This is a genomic window from Janthinobacterium salmonicoloratum (assembly GCF_051380845.1).
In the GTDB taxonomy this organism is placed as follows: domain Bacteria; phylum Pseudomonadota; class Gammaproteobacteria; order Burkholderiales; family Burkholderiaceae_D; genus Janthinobacterium; species Janthinobacterium lividum_F.
This window is the reverse complement of the sequence record NZ_JBNYXV010000003.1, coordinates 226526-246208: the sequence shown is the minus strand read 5'-3', so window position 1 is coordinate 246208 and position 19683 is coordinate 226526. Positions and strand designations below refer to the sequence as shown.

Here is a 19683-nt window from a genome sequence, read left to right as displayed (position 1 = left end):
TGGTCTAGCCGCAGCATGGATGCCGCAGCGGTTATGAATTGCCAGCCGAATGAGCGGCTTGTAATGCGGCGTCGTCGTCCCCGCCCGTCGTCGGCATGGTTTCCGATTCGATGGCGGCCAGGGCTTGCGCGGCGCGCTGCAATGCTGGCAAGAAATGTAAAGCCTTGTCATGCGTCAAACGGATGATGGGCGCCTGGATCGCCACGGCCAGGTTCGAGCGGCCGTTCGGGTTGGGCACCAGCACGGCCACGCACAGCAGGCCGGGCAGGAATTCCTCGTCGTCCAGCGCATAGCCGTTGCGGCGCACCAGTTCCAGTTCGCGTTCCAGTTTGACGGGGTCCGTTTCCGTCTTGTCCGTAAAGCGCGTCAATTCCATATGGCCCAGCAGGCGGCGCCGTTGCACGGGCGTCATTTGCGCCAGGAACAGCTTGCCGCTCGACGAGCAGTGGGCCGGTACCCTCGAACCGGGGTGCAGATAGAAGCGCAGCGGGGCCGCCGTTTCCACCCGGTCCAGGTAAACCACTTCGCTGCCGCTGAAGGCCGTCAGGTTGCAGCTTTCGCCCACTTCCTCGACCAGCTGGCGCAAGACCATGCGGCGGGCGCCATGGAAAGTATTGTTAATCAGCAGGTTTGAGGCCAGGCGGCGCAGGCGCACGCCCGTGCTGTAGTGGCGGCCATCGCTTTCGCGCTGCAGCACGCCTACGCTTTCCAGTTGTTGCAGCATGCGGTGCAGGGTGGGCTTCGGCAGGCCCGTTTCTTCCACCAGCGCTTGCAGCGACAGCAACTGGTCTTTCTCGGCAATCACTTCCAGCAAGGCAAACAAACGCATCGTGGGCGTGTCGCCTTCCAGTTTTTCCGGCTCAAGTTTTGGGGATGAAATCATGTCCATGGTGGCCTCGGTGTGGTATCGGTGTGTTATTTCATTTTCGAACTCAAATTGTACCGTTTCCTTGAAATTCTGTTTGACTTTTGAATGCTGAACGCTTAAATTGAATTGTATATCAAATTTCGGAACAAAAAATACCGATTTTTGATAAATTAGTTGATCATTTCAACAGCCTCAATCACTACAGACCAGGAGACACCCATGAATGACATGACCGACCAAAAAGCCGCCGCCGCTGTGATACCTGTAGGCCCGCAAAAGATGACGCCTTCCGAAGCGTTCGTGGAAACCCTGGCCGCTAATGGCGTGACCGACATGTTCGGCATCATGGGCTCGGCCTTCATGGACCCGATGGATATCTTCGCCCCCGCCGGCATCCGCTTGATTCCCGTCGTGCACGAGCAGGGCGCCGGCCACATGGCCGACGGCTATGCCCGCGTCTCGGGCCGCCACGGCGTCGTTATCGGTCAGAACGGCCCTGGCATCAGCAATTGCGTCACCGCCATCGCCGCCGCCTACTGGGCGCACACCCCGGTCGTGATCATTACCCCTGAGACGGGCACGATGAGCATGGGCCTGGGCGGTTTCCAGGAAGCGAACCAGTTGCCGATGTTCGAGGAATTCACCAAATACCAGGGCCACGTGACGAACCCGGCCCGCATGGCGGAATTCACGGGCCGCTGCTTTGACCGCGCCATGTCGGAAATGGGCCCGACGCAACTGAACATCCCGCGCGACTATTTTTATGGCGAAATCAAGGCCGAGATTCCACAACCGAACCGCCTGGACCGTGGCGCCGGCGGCGAGCAAAGCCTCAATGATGCGGCGGAGCTCCTGGCGAAAGCCAAGTTCCCCGTCATCATCTCGGGCGGCGGTGTCGTCATGGGCGAAGCGATTGAAGAGTGCAAGGCGCTGGCCGAGCGCCTCGGTGCGCCCGTCGTCAACAGCTATCTGCATAACGACTCGTTCCCCGCCAGCCACCCGCTGTGGTGCGGTCCATTGGGCTATCAAGGTTCGAAAGCGGCCATGAAACTGATCGCCAAGGCCGACGTCGTCGTGGCCCTCGGTTCGCGCCTGGGACCATTCGGCACCTTGCCGCAGCACGGCATGGATTACTGGCCGAAAAACGCCAAGATCATCCAGATCGATGCGGACAACAAGATGCTGGGTCTGGTCAAGAAAATCTCGGTGGGCATCTGCGGCGACGCCAAGGCGGCCGCGAAAGCCATCCTGGCCCGCCTGGACGGCAAGAGCCTCGATTGCGACGCGACGCGCGACGAGCGCTATGCCACCGTGCAAGCGGAAAAGGCCGCGTGGGAAGAGGAGCTGACCAACTGGACGCACGAGAAGGATGCGTACAGCCTGGACATGATCGAAGAGCAAAAGAAAGAGCCGGGCAGCTACCTGCACCCGCGCCAGGTCTTGCGCGAGCTGGAAAAAGCCATGCCGGAAGACGTAATGGTGTCGACCGACATCGGCAACATCAACTCGGTGGCGAACAGCTATCTGCGCTTTGAAAAGCCGCGCAGCTTCTTTGCGGCGATGAGCTTTGGCAACTGCGGCTATGCGTTTCCAACCATCATCGGCGCCAAGGTTGCCGCACCGCACCGTCCGGCCGTGTCGTATGCGGGCGATGGCGCCTGGGGCATGAGTTTGATGGAAACGATGACCTGCGTGCGCCACAACATTCCCGTGACGGCCGTGGTGTTCCACAACCGCCAGTGGGGCGCGGAAAAGAAAAACCAGGTCGATTTCTATAACCGCCGTTTCGTCGCCGGCGAGCTGGACAACCAGAGCTTCGCGGAAATTGCGCGGGCCATGGGCGCCGAAGGCATCACGGTCGACAAGCTGGAAGACGTGGGGCCGGCCTTGAAGAAAGCCATCGATATGCAGATGAATGAAGGCAAGACCACCATCATCGAAATCATGTGCACGCGCGAGCTGGGCGACCCGTTCCGCCGCGATGCGCTGAGCAAACCGATCCGTCACCTGGACAAGTACAAAGACTACGTATAAGTCAGCCAGCCTGTGAGGGTGGCCTGTGACCAAATTCTCACAGATTGTCACGAAAGTATCATAATTTCATTAAAGAATACGAGGCGTCCCGTTTTTTGAATTATTTGATTTGACAAGGCCATGCTTAAGGCTTAAATTCAATAAAAGACAAAAAACGGAACGTAGCGTATCAAAAACGATTTACGGAGACAACCATGAACCACCCTGTACCGCACACCGACGCCGTTACTACTGATTTCCTGCAAGCGTTCGGCGATGCCTGGAACCGCCACGATATCGAGGCCCTGATGGGCGCCATGGCGGACGACTGCGAATTCCATGCCGTGGCCGGCCCTGACTTGCTGGGCAAGAGTTTTATTGGCCGCGACGCCGTGCGCGCCGGCTTCGAGCTGGCCTGGCAAACCTTCCCCGACGCCGCCTGGCTCAACCCCGTGCATTTTGTCAGCGGCGAACGGGGCGTGACGGAGTCGACCTTTGCCGGCACCAAGGCGGATGGCACGCGCATCGAAGCGCGCATGGTCGACATCTTCACTTTCCGCGACGGCAAGATCGCCGTGAAGAATGCCTTCCGCAAGGATCGCCCACCCGTCGCTACCGCCAACAGAGCCGCCTAAGCCAGCACGTTCACCAGGAATGACCATGAACAAACCTGTCGACACCCCGCCTGGCGTAATGGGCAGCAACAGCACCGCCGCCCGCACGCCGTACGATCCCGCCTTCGATCCGCTGGTGGCCCAGCGTCCCGGCCACGGCAATGCCTACGCGCCCACCTACTGGATCGGCACGGCCGGCGAGCCGCCTGCCGACGATGGCCCCATCACGCATGACATCGACGTCGATGTGGCCATCATCGGCTCGGGTTTTACCGGTCTCTCCTGCGCCATCTTTCTGGCCCAGGAACACGGCATCAAGGCCACCGTGCTGGAAGCAAACCGCGTCAGCTGGGGCTGCAGCACGCGCAATGGCGGCCAGGCCCAATGCACGACGGGCCGCCTGAAGCGCTCGCAGTGGATAGACCGCTATGGGCTGGACACGGCCCTGAAACTGCACGCGGAAGTGTGCGACGCGATGGAAACGTTCAAGAAGATCACGGCCGACATCGATTGCGACCCGCAGCCGGGCGGCCACCTGTACATCGCCCACAAGGCGAAAGCCATGCCTGCGCTGGAAAAAGAAGCCAAGATCATGCGCGAGATCTTCAAGTACGATGCCCGCATCCTCGACGCCGACACCGTCAAGCGCGAATTCGTCGATGACAAGGAAGCGGCCGGCGCGCTGCACGAGCCGGAAGGCATCGGCATCCACGCGGGCAAGCTGGCTTTCGGCTACCTGCGCAAGGCGCGCGCGCTGGGCGCCAAGGTGCATCCATCGAGCCCCGTGATGGGCTGGGAAACGCGCAACGGCGTGCATTATCTGCAAACGCCGGGCGGCGTGGTGCGCGCCCGATCCGTGGCCGTGGCCACGGGCGGCTACACCTCGCCCCATCTGCATCCGCAAGTGAAGAACCGCCTGCTGCCGATTTTGTCGAACTCGCTCGTCACGCGTCCATTGACCACGGCGGAAATCGAGGCGTGCAACTTCCGCACCCACCAGGTGATCACCGATACGCGTATCTTGCGCCACTATTACCGCTTGATGCCGGATAACCGCGTGCAGATCGGCAGCCGCAGCGCCATCACGGGCGCCGACGCGCCGGACGACAAGTACAAACAGTTTTTGATCAACGATCTGTACCGCAAGTTCCCCGCACTGACGGGCATCGCCATCGATTATTCGTGGTGGGGCTGGGTCGACGTCAGTCACGACATGATGCCGCGCATCGTGCAACCGGACCCGAAGCAATCGATCTTCTATTCGCTCGGTTACGGCGGCAACGGCGTCATGTATTCGGCGCAGGCAGGCCGGCGTATGGCCGAACGCATCGCCGGCAAGGCCAGCGACACGGGTTTGCCGATCTTCAATTCGAAACTGCCGTATCCCAACATGATGGAACTGGTCGAGTCGCAAGCGTTCGCCCCGTTCCGCCGCCTGGGCCAGCGCTTCCTGTACCGCTGGTATCACTTGAAGGATGAAGTTTTCTAAAAGTAGCACTGTAGTTCAAGTCGCCGCATGAGCTGGCATCAGACCGGCCAGCGGTGCCTCCCGCAATGGATGAGATTGCCCGCACGTTCACACATAACAATAAATCTTGGAGTGAGACATGAACACGAATACGAGCAAAACCCCGAGCAAAAACACGGTTTTTTCAACGATGCGCCGCGCCGTCCTCGGCACCCTGGTGCTGGGCGTTACCCTTGCCTCCGGCGGTACCGCCTTTGCGCAAGGCAAGGAAGTGACGATTGCCTACCAGGAAATCAACGGTCCCTTCCTGGTGGCGATCGCCAGCGGCGAAGTGGAGAAAACCACCGGCTATAAAATCAACTGGCGCAAGTTCGACTCGGGCGCCAAGGTGGCCACCGGCATGGCTTCCGGCGACGTGCAGATCGGCGTCATCGGTTCCAGCCCCCTGACGGCGGCCGTCAGCCGCGGCGTCGATCTGCAACTGTTCTGGATCATCGACGACATCAATGAAGCCGAAGCGATGGTGGCTCGCAATGGCGCCGGCATCACCAAGCCCACGGATTTACGCGGCAAGAAGATCGCCGTGCCGTTTGTTTCCACCACGCACTTCCACACCATGTTCGCGCTGGAAACGTGGGGCATCAAGCCCACGGAAGTGAAATTGCTCAACATGCAGCCGAACCAGATCGCCGCCGCCTGGGAACGGGGCGACATCGACGCCGCCTTCGTGTGGGATCCAGCCTTGAGCAAACTCAAGCAAAACGGCAAGGTACTCGTCACGTCCGGTGAGCTGAGCAAGAAGGGCAAGGCCACGTTTGACGGCATGGCCGTCGAGCGCGCCTGGGGCGAAGCGAACGCCGATTTCATGGCCAAGTTCGTCAAGGTAATGGCCGTCGCCGACGCCGACTACCGCGCCAATCCGAAGGCGTGGACCATCGATTCGCCGCAAGTGAAAGCCAACGTCAAGCATTCTGGCGCGGCCGCCAAGGACGTAGCCGCTTCCGTGGCCCTGTACGCTTACCCATCGCTGCAGGAACAGGCTTCGCCGGCCTGGCTCGGTGGCGGCGCGAAGGGCGGCGTGGCGCAAGCCTTGCTGGCCACGGCGCAATTCCTGAAGGGCGAAGGCAAGATCGACACCCTGGCAAGCGATTACGCCAAATATGTGACACCCAAATATGCACAGGCCGCCGGCCTGCTGAAGTAAACGTTGTGCGATGGCGCGCCTGCGGGCGCGCTGACTGAACAGAATGCGTTGAACTGAAGTGAATACACCTATGCGGGGCACATGATGGAAAATCTCTACGTCAAGGATGTCAGCGTAATTTATCCGGGCAAAACGGCCGGTGAACGCGTACATGCCTTAAATAATATCAATCTCACCATCAACAGCGGCGACTTCGTCGTCGCGCTGGGCGCCTCGGGCTGCGGCAAGACGACCTTGCTGAGCCTGATGGCGGGCTTTATCGCTCCGTCCAAGGGCGAGATCATGTTGGGCGACAATAAAGTGGAAGGGCCGGGCGCCGACCGTGGCGTGGTGTTCCAGAAACATGCCTTGTTGCCGTGGCTGAACGTGATGGAAAACGTGGAATTCGGCTTGAAACTGCAAGGCGTGCCGAAAGCCGTGCGGCGCGAACAGGCAGCGAAAAACCTGGCGCTGGTCGGCTTGAAGGACTTTCACGACAATATGATTTATCAATTGTCGGGCGGCATGCAGCAGCGGGTGGGCATCGCCCGCGCCCTGACCAGCAATCCCGCCATGCTGCTGATGGATGAACCGATGGCGGCGCTCGATGCGCTGACCCGCGAAACCATCCAGGAATTGCTGCTCGATATCTGGGCCAAGTCCAGCACCATGTTCTTCTTCATTACCCATAGCGTCGACGAGGCGCTGTTCCTGGCGAACCGGCTGATCGTCATGTCGCCCCGTCCGGGCCGCATCACGCACACGTATGAACTCGATTTCAACAAGCGCTTCCTCGAGTGCCGCGATGCGCGCGCCGTGAAATCGAGCCCGGACTTCATCAAGATGCGTGAAACAGTGCTCAACATCATTTATGGTGACGAGCGCGCAGTCAATAAAGAGCTGGAGGTGTCCCATGCATAGCCCATCCGTCGTGGGATTTCCTCCCACCACCGCCAAGCGCGCCGGCTTTTTTTCGCGCCTGTTCGCTCCCCGCTGCGCCATGCCCGGCGAAGCGTTCGGCGCGCCGGGGCAGGGCAATTCCAGCCGCATCGCCACCGTCACCGTCATCGCCGTGCTGTTGCTGTGGTTCGCCGTGACGGCCAGCGGCATGGTGAAACCCCTGTTCCTGCCGTCGCCGCAAGCCGTCTACGAAAAATTCATCATGGCGGCCACCACCGGTTTCGGCGGAGCCACCCTGTGGGAACACACGGTCGCCAGCCTGGTGCGCGTGTTCGGCGCCTTTGGCCTGGCGTGCCTGTTCGCCATTCCCGTCGGCGTGATGATGGGCGTCAACCGTGTAGCGCGCGGCATCTTCGATCCCTTGATCGAGTTCTACCGTCCGCTGCCACCGCTCGCTTACTTGCCACTGGTCATCATCTGGTTCGGCATCGGCGAGTTTTCGAAGGTCTACCTGATCTTCCTGGCCATCTTTGCGCCGATGGCGATCGCGGCCCGCGCCGGCGTCAGCTCTGTGTCGCTGGAGCAAATCCACGCGGCGTACTCGATGGGCGCCACCCGCTTCCAGGTGATCGTGCACGTGATCCTGCGTGCCGCGATTCCGGAAATCCTCACCGGCATGCGCATCGGCATCGGCGTGGGCTGGACCACCCTGGTGGCTGGCGAAATGGTGGCGGCCACGCGCGGCCTCGGCTACATGGTGCTGAGCGCGTCCGAGTTCCTGGCCAGCGACGTGGTGATCATGGGCATCATCGTGATCGGTTTCTTCGCTTTCCTGTTTGATTTGATGATGCGTTACCTCGAACGTACCCTCGTGCCATGGAAGGGCAAGGTGTAAGACGTTCCCGGGAGTGGCGCTGGCGCCATAAGTGTTGCCGCCACTCTCTTTTTTAACTCGCCATACCCCGTACGTATTCTCCAGCGCGCTTGCCCCCTGGCTGCCGCGCCGGGCCGCTGCATTTCCAGATTGACTTATGGGATGCAGCCAACCAGACTGATTTGATGATGTATCGATGCTGCTTGACGGTGTTGCCTAAATAAAACAAAGCCGCGCGGCAGAAAACAGCCGCAGCAGGCCAGGGCGCACCGAGCTTCAGATATTACTAGGAGACACACATGATTAGCGACAACCACAATAATACCGGCTTGCAGCACTCGCTGAAGCAACGCCACATGAGCATGATCGCCATCGGCGGCGTGATCGGCGCCGGCCTCTTTGTCGGCAGCGGCGTCATCGCCAAGGCAGCCGGCCCGGCCGCCATCCTTTCCTTCCTGCTTACGGGCGGCCTGGTCGTCCTGATCATGCGCATGCTGGGCGAGCTGTCCTCGTCCCTGCCCGTGGTCGGCTCCTTCTACGAATACGCGCGCCTGGCCTTCGACGACAAGCCGAAAGTATCGAAATTCCTCGGCTTCATGAGCGGCTGGATGTACTGGTATTTCTGGGTCGTCGTCGTCGCCCTGGAAGCCATCGCCGGCGCCAAGCTGGTCAACTTCTGGCTGCCCGATGTGCCCTCGTGGTCGATCAGCCTGGTGCTGCTGGTATCGATGACCATCCTGAACCTGTTCTCCGTGAAGGCGTTTGGTGAATTCGAGTTCTGGTTCGCCTCGATCAAGGTGGTCGCCATCGTCGTCTTCCTGTTTGTGGGCGCCCTGTTCATCACGGGCAGCTTGCCCAACAGCATCCCGACCCTGGGCTTTTTGACCAGCAACGGCGGCTTCATGCCGCACGGCTGGGGACCGGTACTCAGTGGCGCCGTCGCGGCCACGGCCTTTTATTCGGGCGCCGAAATCGTCACCATCGCCGCCGCCGAAACGTCGGACCCGGCCAAGGCCATCGCCCGCGCCACCAACTCCGTCATCACGCGCGTGCTGATGTTTTATGTCGGTTCCATGTTTGTCGTCGTCTGCATCGTGCCCTGGGATTCGCCGGCCATCGCCACGCCTTTCGTCAGCGCCCTGACCGTGATGAACATCCCATATGCGGCCCACATCATGAACGCCATCATTTTGACGGCCGTGCTGTCGGCCTTGAATTCCAGCCTGTACGCCTCGTCGCGCATGATCTTTGCGCTGACGCGCCGCGGCGACGCCCCCACGGGCCTGGTCAAGCTGAGCAAGAACGGCGTGCCGATTCGCGCCATCCTGTTCAGCACCTTGTTCGCCTATTTCGCCATTGCCGTATCGTATGTGTCGGCCGACCTGGTATTCCCCTTCATCGTCAATTCCTACGGCATCCTGATCCTGTTTGTCTACTTGCTCATTGCGATATCTCAATTGCGTTTGCGCCGCCGCCTGGAACGCGAATGTCCGGAACGCATCAAGGTGCGCATGTGGCTGTTTCCCTACCTGACGTATTTCACCATCATCGCCATGCTGCTGATCTTGGGCGCCATGAGCGTGTCGTCCGATACGGAGCAGCGCGTGTCGTTCTGGTTCGGCCTGTTGAGCGTGGTCATCATGAGCGTCATGTACTACATCAAGAAGCTCGTCAACGATGACCGCAACGGCGGTGAAACGGCCGAGACCAAAGTGGAGCTCAAACATGTCTGACACGACCTTGTTGCCCGCCGGCCGGCGCCACTTCCTGCGCACCACGGCCGCCCTGGGGGCCGCCGCAGTGGCGGGGCCTGGGTCATCCTTGGCTGCTTCCATCACCTTGCCGTTTGAAAATGGCGAGCGCGAACTGGTGGCCTTCCCGCAAAAGCGCCCGCTGATCCTGCTGACCAGCCGCCCGCCCCAGCTGGAAACGCCGTTCAGCGTCTTCAGCGAAGGCGCGATTACCCCCAACGACGCGTTTTTCGTGCGCTACCACTGGAGCGGCTTGCCCACCAGCATAGACGGAGACAGCTACCGCCTGCATATCGGTGGCCTCGTCAACACGCCTTTGGAATTGTCGCTGGCCGAACTGAAACAGCTGGCCGAGCCCGTCGACGTCGTGGCCGTGACCCAATGCTCGGGCAACAGCCGCGGCTTCTTTGCCCCGCGCGCAAATGGCGGGCAGCTGGGCAATGGCGCCATGGGCAATGCCCACTGGACGGGGATTCCCCTGAAAACCGTGCTGGAAAAGGCCGGCATCGGGGCCAGCGCCGTGCAAGTGGCCTTCAATGGCCTGGAAACGCCGCCCGTGGGCGACGGCCCCGACTTTCAAAAAGCCTTGTCTGTCGAGCACATCATGGCCGGTGACGTCATGCTGGCCTGGGCCATGAATGGCGAGGACATCCCTTTCCTCAACGGCTATCCGCTGCGCCTGATCGTGCCCGGCTATTACGGCACCTACTGGGTCAAGCACCTGAGCGATATTACCGTGCTCGACAAGCCATTCGACGGTTTCTGGATGAGCACGGGCTACCGCATTCCCGACAATGGCTCCGGTTTCATCGAGCCGGGCGCGCCCGTGGGCAAGACGACGCCGATCAGCCGCCTCAACGTGCGCTCTTTCATTACCAGCGTGCAGGACGGCGCGCAAGTCAAGGCGGGGCGCGACCTGACCTTGCGCGGCATCGCCTTCGACAGCGGCCATGGCATCAGCGAGGTAGCCGTGTCGTCTGACGGCGGTCAGAGCTGGCAGGAAGCCACCCTGGGCAAGGACCTGGGACGCTTCTCGTTCCGCGAGTGGACGATGACCCTGAAAGCGCCGCGCAAGGGCAAGCATGTGCTGATGGTGCGTGCCGTCAACCGCATCGGCCAGAGCCAGCCGATGAAAGCCCTGTGGAATCCCATGGGTTATATGCGCAACGTGGTGGAAACCACGCGCATCCAGGCAGTCTGAGGAGATTCACATGCGAATGAAAATATTGATTGCCGCGCTGGCACTGGCGGCGGTGGGCGGTGCGTGCGCGCTGGAAATCCATTTGCCGCCGGAAACGGCGACCTATAAACCCAGCGAATTGCCCGGCTACCTGCTGGTGCAGCGCAACTGCATGACGTGCCACGCGGCCCAGTATGCATCGAGCCAGCCGCCTGCCTCGCCGCGCGCCTACTGGGAAGCGACCGTCAAGAAGATGAAAAAACCGTTCGGCGCGCAGTTTGACGACGCGGACATGCCGGCCATGGTCGATTATCTGGTGAAAACCTATGGCGTGGAGCGGGGCGCCGCAGTACCTGTCGCCGCCATCGCCAAACCCGTGGCAGCCGCTGTCCCGGCCGCCAGCGGCAAGGATGTCAAAACCTTGCTGGCGGCGAATGGCTGCATGGCATGCCACGCCCTCGACCAGAAGGTGGTCGGCCCCGGCTTTGCGGAAGTGGCAGCCAGATACAAGGGCAAGGACGGTGTCTCTGCCGTGGCGGCCAACATCCGCAGCGGCGGCGCTGGCAAATGGGGGCCCGTGCCCATGCCGCCCTACAGTCAGCTCAGTGTAGCCGAGGCGGCGAGCCTGGCGAAGTATGTGCTGAACAGATAAGTTCGTCCTTATCGCCGGTTTGCCGCGCGAAGGCGCACCTTTGCGTGACCGACGCGCGGCAAACCTGTAATACCACTTGCTGCCACGCATACTGCGCGGTATTGCCCGCTGCCCTCATGCAGCGGGCTTTTTTTTACCTTCCCCATTCGCCGCCGCATCGCTTGGCTATGTAGTGATCGCCAGCACTGGTACTGTAAAAAACACCGTTATATAAAACCACTTGACTACCAATTTTGGGCGTCGCATTCTCTGTGCAGAAAGCCGACGCTTCGCTGTGCTTTCTTTACGTACAACATAAAAAGCTACTTCGATAGTTTTCGTATAACGTTCAGGAGACATTGTGAAGACACGGCAAATTAGCCGGCTGGCCTCGCCTTTGATGGCTGGCCTGCTGGGCAGCGCGCTGCTCGCTTGCGGCGGCAACTCCACCACCGAACCCCCATCGACCCTGCTGGCCGCCTCGGCCGCCAGCGATAATTGCGCGGCCTGGAGCGCCGCTGCCGTCTACACGGCGGGGCAGTGCGCCGTGTATGACGGCAAGGTGTATCGGGCCAAATGGTGGGTGCAGGGCACGGCGCCGAACAACGACCAGTGGGGACCGTGGAGCCTCGATACGACCACGCCCACTCCAACGCCGACACCGACACCCACGCCAACGCCAACGCCCGGCATTCCCACCAAGGCCCAGGCCGAGGCGAACGAGGCGGCGCTGACGAATAACGATTTCTTCCGCAAGGTCAAGGCCTCGATCCGCACCCTGGGTAATACGGCCGTCGAGGCCGTGCAGCCTGGCCTGGCCGGCAATCCGCTCAACGTCAAGCGCGTCGAACGCCTGCTGCCGGCGGCGAAGTGGGATTACTATTTTGCTGCGCGCGACGCCAGCTACACCTACCAGCGCTTCCTGCAGGCCGTGGCCAAGTTCCCCGCCGTGTGCGATGACTACAGCGACGGGCGCAATGCGGACGCCATCTGCCGCCACAGCCTGGCCACCATGTTCGCCCACTTCGGACAGGAAACGGGCGACCATAACGCCAGCAGCCCGCTGCCGCAATGGCGCCAGGGCTTGAAGTATTTGCGCGAACTGGGCTGCGACGAGACGGGCGCCGGCTGCGGCTACAACATCGAGTGCGCCGACCCCGTCTTCAATAAGGTGTGGACCTGCGGCAAGAATGCGGATGGCAGCTTCAAGAAGTATTTCGGCCGCGGCGCCAAGCAGCTGTCGTACAACTACAACTACGGTCCCTTCTCGCAAGCCATGCATGACGGCGATCAATCCATCCTGCTGAAGAACCCGGACCTGGTGGCATCGACCTGGCTGAACCTGGCGTCGGCCACGTTCTTCTTTGTCTATCCGCAACCGCCGAAGCCGTCGATGCTGCATGTGCTCGACGGCACGTGGGTGCCGAACGCGGCCGATACGACGGCGGGCGCGGGCAATAACTTTGCCACCACCATCATGATCATCAATGCCGAATGCGGGCAGGGCACGGAAAAACAGGCTGCGCAAAACCGCATCGATTACTACAAGCAGTTTGCCGCCGACATGGGCTGGGATTATTCCGGCGAACAATTGTCTTGCGCCAACATGCAGCGCTTCACCCCGGCCAGTTCCGCGTCCTACAACATCTATTGGGAAAAGAACTGGAGCGCTGGTGGCGACAATCAATGCCAGCTGGTCAGCTATCAAACCCCGTACAGCGCCTTGCTGGCCGGGAACTACGTGAAATGCGTGGAAGCCAACTGGAATGTGAAGTTGCAGTAGCAGTAAATGCAGGAATAGCCGGCCAGGGATAACAGTTGACAAGAGCCCCTCGAGGGGCCTGCAACAAGCTCGCGATGTATAACCATAACGGAGACAGACACGACATGAAATCGAATGCATTATTGATGGCCCTGCTCAGCGGCGTGCTCGTCGCTTGCGGCGGCGGCCAGGAAGGCACGACCGCCACGCCAAACACCTTGCTCGCCGCCGTGGAAGCGTGCGCCGTCTGGGATGCCGCCACCGTCTACACGGGCGGCCAGTGCGTGCTTTACCAGGGCGTTACCTACAAGGCCAAGTGGTGGACGCAGGGCAATGTCCCCAGCGCTACCGACCAGTGGGGCCCGTGGGCCGTGACGGATACGCCAACACCGACGCCAACACCGACCCCGACACCAACGCCGACACCGACACCGACACCGACGCCAACGCCAACGCCAACCCCGACACCAACGCCAACCCCGACGCCGACGCCGACGCCGCCCCCCACGGCTTGCCGTCCCGATGGCTTGATCTCGGCCGTGCCGAATGTGCCGTATTGCAAGGTTTACGACGCGAATGGCCGCGAAGTGCTGGGCAATGGCTTGAACCGGCGCATCGTCGGCTATTTCGCCAGCTGGCGTACGGGCGTCGATGGCAGTCCTACCTATCTGGTGAACAACCTGCCGTGGGACAAGATCACCCACCTGAACTATGCGTTTGCTTCCGTCGATCCGGCCACCTCGAAAATCGCCATCGGCAGCGGCGCTGCCAATCCCGATACGGGCCTCACGTGGCCCAACGTGCCGGCGGCGGCCATGGACCCGTCCTTGCCGTACAAGGGGCACTTCAACTTGCTGTCGCAATACAAGAAGAAGTATCCGGGCGTCAAACTGATGATTTCCGTGGGCGGCTGGGCCGGCAGCGGCGGCTTTTACACGGCCACGACGAACGCGGACGGCAGCATCAACACGGCCGGCATCAACACCCTGGCCGACTCCATGGTGGCGTTCGTGCGCCAGTACAACTTCTTCGACGGCGTCGATGTCGATTACGAACACCCGACCACCAACAATGAAGCGGGCAATCCGAACGACTTCGCCGCCTCGAAACCGCGCCTCGCCGGCCTGATGACGAGCTACAACGTGCTGCTGAAAGTGCTGCGCCAGAAGCTCGACGAAGCGGCCGTGCAGGATAATAAATACTATCTGCTCACCATCGCCGGTTCCGCCTCGGGCTGGGTCTTGCGTGGCGAGGAAAACATGTCGGGATTGAAATATCTCGATTACGCCAGCCTGATGAGTTACGACTTGCACGGCGCGTGGAACCAGTATGTGGGACCGAACGCGGCGCTGTTTGACGACGGCAACGACGGTGAATTGCGTGCCGGCAATGCCTACCAGTACCAGAACATCGGCTACCTGAACACGGACTGGGCCTACCGCTATTACCGGGGCGCCATGCAGGCGGGACGCATCAATATCGGCGTGCCGTTCTACACGCGGGGTTGGAAGGATGTCACGGGTGGCACCAACGGCTTGTGGGGCACGACGCCACTGATCAGTTCCACGGTCACCTGCGCCGGTACCAAGACGTGCGGCACGGGCGCCACCGGCATCGACAACGTATGGTATGACCTCGATACGCAAGGCAAGCCGACGCCAGGCGGCGGCAACCCCATCTGGCATGCGCTGAACTTGCAGAACGGTATCGTGCCGAGCTACCTGGACGCCTATAAAGTCACGGACAAGGCGTTGGTGGGCACGTATGTGCCGTACTACAGCAGCACCATGGTGGCGCCGTGGCTATGGAATGCGACCAAGAAAGTGTTCATTTCCACGGAAACCACGCAGTCGATCGCGGCCAAGGCCCAGTACATCGTCAACAACAATATCGGCGGCGTGATGATCTGGGAAATGGCGGGCGACTATGCCTGGGATGCCACGCGCAACGGCGGCAAGGGCGAGTATTTCATGGGCACCACCCTGACGGACGTGCTGTACCAGGCCTTCCGCACGGCGGGCGTGTATGGAAACAAGCGCGCCGAAATCGCCATGCCGGGCACGGCGGCCAACGTCAGCATCACCCTCGGTGGCTGGAAGCTGGGCGACAACAACTTCCCCATCAATCCCGTGATGACGGTGAAGAACAACACCACGTCGACCCTGCCGGGCGGCACCGTGGTGGAGTTCGACTATCCCGTCTCGGCGCCATCGGACATGAGCGACCAGTCCGGCTTCGGCTTGACGGTGATTAATGCCGGCTACACGGGGCCCAACAATATCGGCGGCTTCACGAAGAACTACAACCGGGCCCGCTTTGCGATTCCCGCCTGGCAATCGCTGGCGCCGGGCGGTTCCGTGGCGCTGACCCTGAACTACCGCCTGCCGATCTCGGGGCCGGCCAACTACACGGTCACCGTGGGCGGCACCAAGTACGCATTGACGCAGGAGTATCCGGAATTGCCGGTGGCCTTGCCGTAAGTTGGTGATGCCGTAAAGTAAAAGGGCGGAACCGAGGTTCCGCCCTTTTTAGTTTTTACCGCTGATCTGTTTAGAACCAGGTTTCTACCTGGAATCCATATGACGTGCCGCTGGTATTGTTGTTGTAGATCGGGCCGCCGTTGTTCGACGCGTTGACCGAGGCGGTAGCCGCATCGTTCCATTTGCCGTAGGTCACGAAAGCGCGCAATTCAGGACGCGACCACAGGCCAGGGCCGGCGGAGATCGTCGGGGCGATGGTCAGCTTGGTCAAACGCTTGGCTGGCAGGCCACCCGCTTGCGTCACGCGGTCCGTACCCAGTTCGCCCACCAGCTTGAAGTTGTCGGTGAATGCGTACACAGGACGCACGCCGACCGAGGTCCAGGTCGACGAACCGTTGGCGTTCGACTCGTCTTTTTGCCACAGGGCGACGAATTCCATGCCGAAGTTGGCCATCGGCTGAATCGCCATGTCATTGAAGACGCGCGTGCGTTTGCGGTCCGAACCAAAGCCGGTGTCGCCCGAGGCGCCGAACTGGCCGTTGCCCGCACCACCGACACCAGGACCGACGCCGTACTGCACGCCGAAGGTGTTGCCGCCGCCAAACACTTTACCTTGCCGGTGGAAGGCCGACAGCTGCCAGCCGTTATTGCGCTTGCCCAGGATGGCGTCATCCTTGCCTTCGCCGATGATGTAGGTCGCGGCCAGGTCCAGGGTGCCGTTTTCATTGACGGGAATTTCACCGTAGATGAAGTTCTGGCGCACGGCCGATTTGGTGCCCAGGTAAGCACCCGGTACGCCGCTGCGCGTGCCTTTGTCGTCATCGCGCTCGGTGATGTCGTGGTCCTTGAAGAAGGCATACGAGAATTTACCCGGGCCGGCAGGAATGCGGTCCAGGCCGGCGCCCGTGCCGTTCATGTTGATGTATTGCAGATCCAGCATGTGGATGTCAGGACGGTAGTAGAAGCGTTTACCGATCCAGGCCGTGCCGCCGTTCAGGAAGTCGAGTCCCTGCGCTTCGACATAGGCCTTGACGATGCCCAGCTTGTTGTCGCCGAAATCCGAATTCGGCGCGTAGGCGTTGACCCAGATGGTGGCCAGGTAGTTCACGCCGCCGGACTTGGCAACGGACTTGGTGTAGCCGAATTCCGTGTAGGCGTCGCACTCATTGCCCAGACGGTATTTCATGGTATTGCCACCCAGGCCGAAGCAGCCTTGCGAACCGCCGCCGCCCGAAGTATTGCTGCCGGCGCCTGCGCGCAGGTAGCCGTGGAAGCCTTCGGCATCACCTGGGTACATGGGGTCGGCAAGGGCGGAAGCGCTGGCGATGGCCAGGAGCAGGGCAGGTAAGGTTTTCAGTGCAGTACGATTCATGCGGTCTCCAGAAAGATGTAGGTGGTAGCGGCGGCGCCCCGGGAGGCGACTACCGCACACGGTCTAATGCCGAAAACCAAGTCTAGCAGCGCTTTTTTAACCACCCTGATACAAATCGAACAAGTAGCGATACTTTCTTTCAAAGTGTTGTTTTTACTTAATATCGATACTCTGGTGCATAGAGGGACTGCAAAAGAGTATCGAATTGCGGTTTTGGAGTATCAGAAAGTATCAAAGTCCGGTGCTACATTGTGGTCGTGGTGCTAAGTAACTGAGCATTGCCAACGACAAAAAACACTGGAGACACACAATGAAACGTTCCGCCATTGCCGCGCTGTGCGCCGGCGCCTTTTGCTTCGCCTCGTCCGCCTTTGCCGCCACCGACCTGGTCATCGCGACCGTCAACAACGGCCACATGATCGAAATGCAAAAGCTCAGCAAGTTCTTCGAGCAAGCCAATCCCGACATCAAGCTCAAATGGGTGACCCTGGAAGAAGGTGTCTTGCGCCAGCGCATGACCACCGATATCGCCACCAAGGGCGGCCAGTTCGACGTGATGACCATCGGCCTGTATGAAACGCCCATCTGGGGCAAGAAAAACTGGCTGATCCCCATCAAGCCGGACGCCAAATACGATATCGACGACTTGCTGCCGGCCATCCGTGAAGGGCTCTCCGGCGATGGCAAGCTGTACGCGTCGCCATTCTATGGCGAAAGCTCGATGATCATGTACCGCAGCGACCTGGTGAAAAAAGCGGGAGTGACGATCGAGGACCGTCCCTCCTGGAATCAGCTGCGCGACGTGGCGGCCAAGCTGCACGATCCGGCCAACGGCGTGTACGGCATCTGCCTGCGCGGCAAGCCGGGCTGGGGTGACAACATGGCCCTGATCACCACCATGGCCAATTCCTACGGCGGCCAGCTGTTCGACATGCAATGGAAGCCGCAATTTACCAGCAAGCCGTGGAAGGATGCGGTCACCATGTATGTCGACTTGATGAAGAAATACGGCCCGCCGGGCGCGGCCGCCAACAGTTTCAATGAAAACCTGGCGCTGTTCAACCAGGGCAAGTGCGGCATCTGGATCGACGCGACGATCGCCGCCTCCTTCATCACGGACCCCAAGCAAAGCAAGGTGGCCGACAAGGTGGCCTTTGCCCAGTCGCCCGTGGGCGTGACGGAACGGGGCGCCAACTGGCTGTGGATCTGGTCGCTCGCCATACCCGCGAGTTCCAAGCACCCGAATGAGGCGCAACGCTTCATCAACTGGGCCACGTCGCCCGACTACGTGAAACTGGTGGCCAAGGAAACGAGCTGGGCCAATGTGCCGACGGGCACGCGCAAGTCGACGTATGCCAGCCCCGAGTTCCAGAAAGTGGCGAAATTCGCCGCCGCCGAAGGCAAGGCCCTGGCCACCACGCGCGCCGTGCAAAGCACCTTGCCGCCGTCGCCGTACGTGGGTGTGCAATTCGCATCGATCCCCGAATTCCAGGTAATCGGCGTGGCGGCCGGCCAGCAGATGGCAGCAGCGCTGCTGGGCAAGGTGACGGTCGACCAGGCGCTGGAATTGTCGCAGCAGACGGCGGAAAGAGAAATGCGTAAAGGCGGCTATTACAAATAAGACGTCTCCGGTCTTGCTGTGCCATTTGCTTTGTAAACAGGTGATGTGATTGGCCTTGCTGTTCAGCGGGGCCGTCACTCCCTCACGTCCCAAGAGTATCCTATGAAACGCATTATCCCCCGGACTTTGCTGACGCCGGCCGTGGTCGCCGTCTCCGTCATTTCCGTGATTCCGCTGTTGATCACGCTGTATTACGCGTTCGTGCGCTATTCCATGCTCGATCCGAGCGGCCATCCTTTCCATGGCCTGGCCAATTTCCACTTTTTCTTTACCGATGCCTCGTTTCTGCCCGCGTTGCAGAATACGTTTACCCTGCTGTTTTCCGTGATGCTGATCACGGTGGTGCTGGGCACGGCGTTGGGGCTGCTGATCAATGAAGCGTTCCCGGGACGCGCCATCGTGCGCGTGCTGCTGATTTCGCCGTTTCTCATCATGCCGGCCGTCAATGCGCTGATGTGGAAAAACATGCTGCTCAACCCGATCTACGGCCTGTTCGCGCAGATCAGCCTGTTCTTTGGGGCCACGCCCGTCGACTGGCTGTCGGCCCACCCCCTGTTTTCCATCATCATGATGGTCTCGTGGCAATGGCTGCCGTTCGCCTGCCTGATCTTCATGACGGCCCTGCAATCGATGGACCGCGAACAGCTGGAAGCGGCGCGCATGGATGGCGCCACCTATCTGCAGCAGTTGCGCTACCTCTACATTCCCCACCTGGGCCGCGCCGTCTCGGTGGTGCTGATGATCGAGATGATCTTTTTGCTGTCGATCTTTGCGGAAATCTTTACCACCACGGGTGGCGGTCCCGGCTTTGACACGACCACCATCACTTTCATGATTTATCAGCAGGCACTGCTGTCGTATGACGTGGGAGCTGCTTCGGCCGGCGCCCTGTTCGCCGTGCTCATCGCCAACATCGCCGCCTTCTTCCTGATGCGCGTCATCGGCAAGAATTTGTCGAAATAAGGA

At 60.7% G+C, this 19683-nt stretch carries 15 protein-coding genes; 13 read left to right on the top strand and 2 right to left on the bottom strand.

Annotation, left to right across the window (positions count from 1 at the left end; genetic code table 11):
• Window positions 1-31: 31 nt before the first annotated feature.
• On the bottom strand, window positions 32-883 hold the full coding sequence (locus ACQ4WY_RS17815; protein ID WP_436505154.1) for an IclR family transcriptional regulator: 852 nt from the start codon (window positions 881-883) through the stop codon (window positions 32-34).
• Between the two features lie 213 nt (window positions 884-1096).
• Here ACQ4WY_RS17815 and xsc point away from each other — a divergent pair, with 213 nt between their 5' ends.
• From xsc to ACQ4WY_RS17760, 11 genes are all read left to right on the top strand, one after another.
• Window positions 1097-2902 carry a sulfoacetaldehyde acetyltransferase gene (gene xsc, locus ACQ4WY_RS17810; protein ID WP_436505445.1) on the top strand — a complete coding sequence of 602 codons (1806 nt, stop codon included), beginning with the start codon at window positions 1097-1099 and terminating at the stop codon, window positions 2900-2902.
• Window positions 2903-3096: 194 nt separating this feature from the next.
• On the top strand, window positions 3097-3516 hold the full coding sequence (locus ACQ4WY_RS17805; RefSeq protein WP_436505153.1) for a nuclear transport factor 2 family protein: 420 nt from the start codon (window positions 3097-3099) through the stop codon (window positions 3514-3516).
• 58 nt (window positions 3517-3574) lie between these two features.
• Window positions 3575-4984 carry an NAD(P)/FAD-dependent oxidoreductase gene (locus tag ACQ4WY_RS17800; RefSeq protein ID WP_436505444.1) on the top strand — a complete coding sequence of 470 codons (1410 nt, stop codon included), beginning with the start codon at window positions 3575-3577 and terminating at the stop codon, window positions 4982-4984.
• 118 nt (window positions 4985-5102) lie between these two features.
• A complete protein-coding gene (gene tauA / locus ACQ4WY_RS17795; RefSeq protein WP_436505152.1) occupies window positions 5103-6167 on the top strand; it encodes a taurine ABC transporter substrate-binding protein in 1065 nt (354 codons plus the stop codon).
• Window positions 6168-6251: 84 nt separating this feature from the next.
• Window positions 6252-7067: a taurine ABC transporter ATP-binding protein gene (locus ACQ4WY_RS17790; protein ID WP_070219220.1), complete on the top strand. Its 816-nt coding sequence runs from the start codon at window positions 6252-6254 to the stop codon at window positions 7065-7067.
• A 79-nt stretch (window positions 7068-7146) separates the two neighbouring features.
• Complete coding sequence (locus ACQ4WY_RS17785) at window positions 7147-7941, top strand: ABC transporter permease subunit (protein ID WP_353661072.1); 795 nt, start codon at window positions 7147-7149, stop codon at window positions 7939-7941.
• Window positions 7942-8219: 278 nt separating this feature from the next.
• Window positions 8220-9653, top strand: a complete 1434-nt coding sequence (locus tag ACQ4WY_RS17780) for an amino acid permease (protein ID WP_436505150.1) — start codon at window positions 8220-8222, stop codon at window positions 9651-9653.
• A complete protein-coding gene (sorA, locus tag ACQ4WY_RS17775) occupies window positions 9646-10872 on the top strand; it encodes a SorA family sulfite dehydrogenase catalytic subunit (protein WP_436505149.1) in 1227 nt (408 codons plus the stop codon). Before ACQ4WY_RS17780 ends, sorA begins: the two co-directional genes overlap by 8 nt.
• Window positions 10873-10882: 10 nt before the next feature.
• Window positions 10883-11503 carry a SorB family sulfite dehydrogenase c-type cytochrome subunit gene (sorB, locus tag ACQ4WY_RS17770; RefSeq protein ID WP_436505148.1) on the top strand — a complete coding sequence of 207 codons (621 nt, stop codon included), beginning with the start codon at window positions 10883-10885 and terminating at the stop codon, window positions 11501-11503.
• Between the two features lie 340 nt (window positions 11504-11843).
• On the top strand, window positions 11844-13265 hold the full coding sequence (locus ACQ4WY_RS17765) for a glycoside hydrolase family 19 protein (protein ID WP_436505147.1): 1422 nt from the start codon (window positions 11844-11846) through the stop codon (window positions 13263-13265).
• 104 nt (window positions 13266-13369) lie between these two features.
• Entirely contained in the window at window positions 13370-15724 is a 2355-nt protein-coding gene (locus ACQ4WY_RS17760) for a chitinase C-terminal domain-containing protein (protein WP_436505146.1), read from the top strand.
• A 70-nt stretch (window positions 15725-15794) separates the two neighbouring features.
• Here the strand turns inward: ACQ4WY_RS17760 and ACQ4WY_RS17755 are convergent, their stop codons facing one another.
• Window positions 15795-17096 carry a maltoporin gene (locus ACQ4WY_RS17755; protein WP_436505145.1) on the bottom strand — a complete coding sequence of 434 codons (1302 nt, stop codon included), beginning with the start codon at window positions 17094-17096 and terminating at the stop codon, window positions 15795-15797.
• A 310-nt stretch (window positions 17097-17406) separates the two neighbouring features.
• On the opposite strand from ACQ4WY_RS17755, the gene ACQ4WY_RS17750 reads away from it, so the two are divergent.
• Window positions 17407-18717: an ABC transporter substrate-binding protein gene (locus ACQ4WY_RS17750; protein ID WP_436505144.1), complete on the top strand. Its 1311-nt coding sequence runs from the start codon at window positions 17407-17409 to the stop codon at window positions 18715-18717.
• 102 nt (window positions 18718-18819) lie between these two features.
• Window positions 18820-19680: a carbohydrate ABC transporter permease gene (locus ACQ4WY_RS17745; protein WP_436474667.1), complete on the top strand. Its 861-nt coding sequence runs from the start codon at window positions 18820-18822 to the stop codon at window positions 19678-19680.
• Window positions 19681-19683 lie beyond the last annotated feature (3 nt).

Bases quoted from the DNA above. Each gene is read 5' to 3' on its own strand.
- ACQ4WY_RS17750 (WP_436505144.1), top strand. From the start codon at position 17,407: ATGAAACGTTCCGCCATTGCCGCGCTGTGCGCCGGCGCCTTTTGCTTC.
- ACQ4WY_RS17785 (WP_353661072.1), top strand. From the start codon at position 7,147: ATGCCCGGCGAAGCGTTCGGCGCGCCGGGGCAGGGCAATTCCAGCCGC.
- ACQ4WY_RS17755 (WP_436505145.1), bottom strand. From the start codon at position 17,096: ATGAATCGTACTGCACTGAAAACCTTACCTGCCCTGCTCCTGGCCATC.
- ACQ4WY_RS17815 (WP_436505154.1), bottom strand. From the start codon at position 883: ATGATTTCATCCCCAAAACTTGAGCCGGAAAAACTGGAAGGCGACACG.
- tauA (WP_436505152.1), top strand. From the start codon at position 5,103: ATGAACACGAATACGAGCAAAACCCCGAGCAAAAACACGGTTTTTTCA.
- ACQ4WY_RS17790 (WP_070219220.1), top strand. From the start codon at position 6,252: ATGGAAAATCTCTACGTCAAGGATGTCAGCGTAATTTATCCGGGCAAA.
- sorA (WP_436505149.1), top strand. From the start codon at position 9,646: ATGTCTGACACGACCTTGTTGCCCGCCGGCCGGCGCCACTTCCTGCGC.
- ACQ4WY_RS17760 (WP_436505146.1), top strand. From the start codon at position 13,370: ATGAAATCGAATGCATTATTGATGGCCCTGCTCAGCGGCGTGCTCGTC.
- sorB (WP_436505148.1), top strand. From the start codon at position 10,883: ATGCGAATGAAAATATTGATTGCCGCGCTGGCACTGGCGGCGGTGGGC.
- xsc (WP_436505445.1), top strand. From the start codon at position 1,097: ATGACCGACCAAAAAGCCGCCGCCGCTGTGATACCTGTAGGCCCGCAA.
- ACQ4WY_RS17780 (WP_436505150.1), top strand. From the start codon at position 8,220: ATGATTAGCGACAACCACAATAATACCGGCTTGCAGCACTCGCTGAAG.
- ACQ4WY_RS17805 (WP_436505153.1), top strand. From the start codon at position 3,097: ATGAACCACCCTGTACCGCACACCGACGCCGTTACTACTGATTTCCTG.
- ACQ4WY_RS17800 (WP_436505444.1), top strand. From the start codon at position 3,575: ATGGGCAGCAACAGCACCGCCGCCCGCACGCCGTACGATCCCGCCTTC.
- ACQ4WY_RS17745 (WP_436474667.1), top strand. From the start codon at position 18,820: ATGAAACGCATTATCCCCCGGACTTTGCTGACGCCGGCCGTGGTCGCC.